6 protein-coding genes are annotated in these 5,217 nt (G+C 32.5%); 2 read left to right on the top strand and 4 right to left on the bottom strand.

The features are described from left to right. Positions 1 to 386 precede the first annotated feature (386 nt). A complete protein-coding gene (locus AC1D0Y_RS29270) occupies positions 387 to 722 on the top strand; it encodes a DUF2642 domain-containing protein (RefSeq protein ID WP_477708423.1) in 336 nt (111 codons plus the stop codon). A gap of 87 nt (positions 723 to 809) precedes the next feature. On the opposite strand, the gene spoIID is transcribed toward AC1D0Y_RS29270, so the two are convergent. The 3 genes from spoIID to AC1D0Y_RS29255 form a co-directional block, all read right to left on the bottom strand. Continuing rightward, positions 810 to 1,511 carry a stage II sporulation protein D gene (spoIID, locus tag AC1D0Y_RS29265; RefSeq protein WP_477708422.1) on the bottom strand — a complete coding sequence of 234 codons (702 nt, stop codon included), beginning with the start codon at positions 1,509 to 1,511 and terminating at the stop codon, positions 810 to 812. 377 nt (positions 1,512 to 1,888) lie between these two features. Then, entirely contained in the window at positions 1,889 to 2,410 is a 522-nt protein-coding gene (locus tag AC1D0Y_RS29260) for a GrpB family protein (protein WP_477708421.1), read from the bottom strand. Between the two features lie 2 nt (positions 2,411 to 2,412). Then, positions 2,413 to 2,865, bottom strand: coding sequence for an NUDIX domain-containing protein (locus tag AC1D0Y_RS29255; RefSeq protein WP_477708420.1), 453 nt, complete (start codon positions 2,863 to 2,865; stop codon positions 2,413 to 2,415). A 329-nt stretch (positions 2,866 to 3,194) separates the two neighbouring features. Here AC1D0Y_RS29255 and spoIIP point away from each other — a divergent pair, with 329 nt between their 5' ends. Continuing rightward, positions 3,195 to 4,385 (top strand): stage II sporulation protein P, encoded by a 1,191-nt coding sequence (gene spoIIP, locus AC1D0Y_RS29250; RefSeq protein ID WP_477708419.1) that lies wholly within the window; start codon positions 3,195 to 3,197, stop codon positions 4,383 to 4,385. Between the two features lie 225 nt (positions 4,386 to 4,610). On the opposite strand, the gene AC1D0Y_RS29245 is transcribed toward spoIIP, so the two are convergent. Then, positions 4,611 to 5,217: IS6 family transposase (locus AC1D0Y_RS29245; RefSeq protein WP_477708418.1), on the bottom strand; the 607-nt coding region annotated here is incomplete at its 5' end.

The following is a 5,217-nucleotide window of genomic DNA, read 5'->3' as shown; positions in this document are numbered from 1 at the left end:
ATAATAAGAAGTAAATGAATAAACTCTGTTATAAAAATAAGAGTTTCATCATTTACTCTTTATGACGACAAATATGGGCTTTTTCTATAACTCTCGAAAGTCTAAAAAGGTACACCTTTATAGACTATGTAGAATCAAACAACATGACGTCTATTTAGTGAATAAAATAAACCTTTATGTACGTATAAAAAGTATTTTACCTTTATAGACGATATGTGATGTTCAATTTTAGTTAATATAATCACAGTTATCCGAAATTAAATACAAGAAAGCCTTCAAATTTCATAACCTCCTTAAGAATCTACCCATAAGAATAATACATGTCCCTTTTTAAGCATAGGATGAACTAAACAATTTTCGTTTATATACAGGGAGGTATATTTAATTTGAATACAAATAAAGAAAGAAACAAAATACAGAAACCTATTGATCAACCAGGGTATGTTAATCAAATGCCTGCCTTTCATTCTCAGATATATCCAATCAAGGGTGTTCCTCAGCCAAATGAATATGTCACACATCTAGATCCTGTATTTGTACAACACTTAAGTAGACACCAAGGTCAAAAAATAGCATTAATGACGACAGCAGGTAGAATTGAAGGCATGAACGCTGGAGTAGCCGTAGATCATATTCAAATCAATTTAGAGGATCGTTCTCTACATATACGAATTTCACAAATTATTTATTTTGAAGGACCTTTGGCCTCCTACCGTGAATAAATTATTGCATCCTGCGCAAACTACTCAAGATGGATTGGATCATCAAAAAATAAGATTGCGTTACAGAGAGACCTGCTGAAGGGATGATCAGTAGGTCTCTCTGTTTTTAAGCTGCATATGATATACAAAATTAGGTGCTTTTAAATCCCATTTGCTATGTACACTTCGAAGGTAAGGAATTTTTTGTGACCAATATTCTTCGGAGTTTTCAGTGTAGCCATTGCTAGCAGAAAAAAATGTTGCTTCAATTGGGTTATTATTGTATGTAAGGATTTGATTATTTGTTTCTTTAACAGCTTCTTTTATTTTTTTGATATTTTTGCTATAATTTTTCCCCCATTGTTCCTTTAATTCTTTTTTATTTTTATATACTTGCTCTTGAGTTGTGTCAATAATAGGGGTTTCTTTTGTGGCTCCTAGTCTATCTTCAGAAGACATCTTCTTTATTATATATGTCCTAGCTGTTAATGCTTGAGCTTTTAATGCTTCTTTTTCAAAGTTAGCAGGCATTTCGGAGGCAACTGTTCCAACAACGTAATCTTCTAAAGGAATATTTTCTATAGTATTTAATTGATTTCTATAAACTGATACCTCTACTGCAGGTTCTGAAGGATTTTCTTCTGTATCTTTTTTAATTTGTGTTTGAGTATATTTTACTGGTAGTGTTTCCTTATGTTTATCTGAGTGGCTAAATTGAGTGACTATTAATATGGGTGTTGCTATTGTAATAGCTAATATAAGAAATAATATTTGAAATAAATAACCTAATTTAATTATTTCCACCTCCATGAAAATAAGTGTTTATACCTTATTTTTATGGAAGAATACTAGAGTTTATGAATATATACTTGATGAATGAAATATTTCCGACTAGTCATTTCTCTAAAATAATTTATTATTACTTACATAATTTAAGATTGCTTTTATTTTTCAAAAATAAAAGCAATTAAATCAACCTTTTTTTCACCTACTATGCTAAAATAATAGTACCTTTAAAAACTTTACATTTTTACTAAAGAGCGCTACGTCAAGTAGCGCTCTTTTAATTACTTCCTGCAAATTGCTATACAGCTTACTTGAGGAGTTAGTATAGTTTCATGGACACTATTACTATTGGTTAAATAACAATATGTATTAATATTTTCTTTAAGTTAAAATAAAACGTGTTATTGCAACGTTTTTTCATCTTTAGCTTTTTGAATAACATCTGTTATAAACGGTCCTTTTGCCTCTGTATATTTAACTCGATCACAACTATATTTTTGAGCCAATTCAATTTTCAACTGATTATATTGGTTGCGTACATCTGGATGTTTTCTTAGATAATTTCGAAATAAAATATTACTATTCCATTCTTCACTTTCGTATCTATATATGTGTAAATGATGTGTACCTGCTCTCCATAATCCCTTTCTAAAGAACCTTCTATTTGGAAACTCCTTATGAAATACATGTTCATATCCAATATTACTTAGTGGTTCAATAAAGTCACCTATTTCTTCTAGGTCACAAACTCCAATCATAATATCTACTATTGGTTTAGCTCCTAATCCCTTCACAGACGTACTCCCAATATGCTCAATTGATATAGCTATATCGCTTATAATATCTTTTAAAAGCTTTTTCTCTTCGTTAAAAGATAAAGCCCAATTGGACGTATATTTCTCAATGACTATTTGTTTATCCATATTTATGCCTCCTTATTTATTTTTAACAATTGCCATATTGCCCACTTGTGATGATCGTGTACTAACATTTTTATTGCTAAAGAAGGTTTCACCCATAGAAGGGTATTACCCTTTTCTAAAGGATGTTTTTTGCTTAATTGTTTACACATATAAAAGTGGCCCTCACTAAGGTAACATTTATAGTCATTAGGAGATTCGAAATATTGCTTGGCCATTCCTATGTTCTTTTGAATGCTAACTTTTAAACCTACTTCTTCCAAACACTCTCTTTTAACACACTCCTCTAATGATTCATTATTTTCAAGGCCACCACCTGGTAAAAAGTAATCTCCTTTAGGATTCTTAATTAACGCAACACTCGACCTTTGACTATCATATATAACAGCATAGCTGCCTCTTTTCGTTATATATTTTTGTTTATCCTCACAAACTCCAAATACAATATTATTTTTCATTTCAATATTTTATCTCCCTTAGCTTTTCATATAAACGGACTCTAAAATTATACAATAATATCCAAAAAAGATAATAGAATGTGATTTCGAGGCAAACGTGGTGGAAAAAGCGCGCCTAAACTATATTTAGGCGCGCTTTTTTATGTATTTTTTTATACTTTATTAAAACTTTTCTATCTGTATTTCACAAGAAATGATAGGTCTCAAATATAACAAAAGTAAATTAATGTAATATTTCGTTTTAGATTTAATAGAGTAATTAATAGATAACACTCTCCTCTTAGATATGGCCGATATATATATAATTTTTAGAGGAGGAAAAGATTTTTATGAAGAAACAGGAAAGGGTTCAGTCGAAAGGAAAATTTTTCATTATTTCTTATAAAGGTCTTATTCTTATTATTACTCTTTTTATTCTAACGTCATCAGGTATTTTGGCAGTTAGTTACTCCTCATTGCAACATAACTTTCGCTCTACATTTATTTATCAAGCTTTATCTAACTATAAAGCACAAAGTCTGTTTTATCTTATGAGTACAGAAAATCATCAATTCTCTTATGCATTTGATAAACAATTCTCTTCTCCGCCGCTATATTCCGTTGCGTTACAGCTTGCTACGAATATAAGGGTTGCAGATGCGCGAAGCTTATTTGGATCTGAGTTGCCTGGCTTTTTAATTTATGATTCTAATATCCTTTTAGCTGGTAAAGGGACGGATTACACCAATATTCCTCACGATTCTGCTCCACCTTTAGAAAGTATCTCAGGGGAAAGGGAGCTTGATCCTAAAGAGAGCAAAAAATATGAGGAAAGTCAAAAGAAAGAGAAATCTGATCAACAAGAAGAAAGAAGCACGGGCGACAAAAAAGTTGTCTATATTTATCATACGCATAGTTGGGAATCATTCCTTCCTTTGATTGGCCTACAAGGAGATAAAGATGCAGATAAGGCAGTAGACAATAAAACGAATATTACACTCGTAGGTAAAATGTTAGGAATGGAATTAAAAGCAGATGGCATTGGGACAGAAGTAGATACAACCAACATGACTCAAGAACTTAATGAGAAGAGGTGGAAGCCATCACGTGCTTATGATATGTCTAGAACGGTTGTAGAAACTGCGTTACAACAAAACAAAGATGTTCAATATTTAATCGATATCCATAGAGATTCTCGTAGAGAAAAGGATACTACTGCCATTATAAATGGAAAGCCATACGCAAAAATTATGATTGTTTTAGGGGAATCAAATCCACATTTTGATCAAAATTTCAAATTGGCTAAAGAACTCCACCAAGGTTTAGAAAAAAAATATCCAGGTTTGAGTAGGGGCGTATTAGCTAAAAGAAAAACAAGTGGCAATAACGGTTTGTATAACCAAGATTTATCCAATAACTCAATTTTAATTGAAGTCGGAGGAGTCGATAATAATATGGAAGAATTAACAAACACCGTAAAAGCATTTTCAGATGTCTTTAGTGAAAATTTTTGGAAAGCTGAAAAAGTAGATGCGCAATAAGTTAAAAAGTTATCATTTATGGTTGCTTTGGACCTTTATATCAACTTGCTTGTTTTTCACCTTTTTTCAGCTAAGTAACCTTACACTATCATGTTTTCTAACAGGAATGCTCTTTTCAATTGTCTCTTTAATAAAAACTGAGGGATTGTTATGAAAATAATGGTTCTGGTGCAAATATTGAAGAAAGATATAAAGAGGCGAAAAGTTCTCAAGTGGAATCTGGTCTTAGGCAGCAATTCCAAATAGTTGATGGATAAACTTCACTTGATTTTGGACAGACTGGTTCCGTGAAACAAGTTGTCCTTTTTTGATGATATGCATGGCTTCTATTCCAGAAATAACGGATGTAGCTGTGCTAAAGGATTTCAACCCTAACATAGAACGAACTCGTTTTCTAATAAACCGATGATCCTGTTCCACGATGTTATTGAGATATTTTACTTGCCTTATTGGGATGCCTACTGGCATCTTTTTTTCGTTTTTCAACTCTTCAATGGCTATAGGGTAAGCTGGGTTCTTGTCTACTGTGATCACACGGGGCTTTGAAACATGAGGAGACCGCAAAGCTTTCTTAAAAAAGCGCTTTGCAGCCTTCATGTCTCTTGTTTTGCTTAAATAAAAATCAATGGTATTTCCTTCAGAATCAACGGCACGGTACTTTCCTTTCACTTTCACATAGGTCTCATCCACTCGCCAAGAATCATTTGTTGTCTTAAGGTGACGTCGTACGCGTTCATCTAATTCTGGTCCATATTGATGAACCCACCGCATAATGGTTGTGTGGGCAATAGATAGACCTCGTTCTGTGTGGGCAATAGATAGACCTCGTTCT

The sequence above is a fragment of the Priestia sp. P1_B12_1 genome, assembly GCF_056406695.1.
This window is presented reverse-complemented; position numbering and strand designations above follow the sequence as displayed.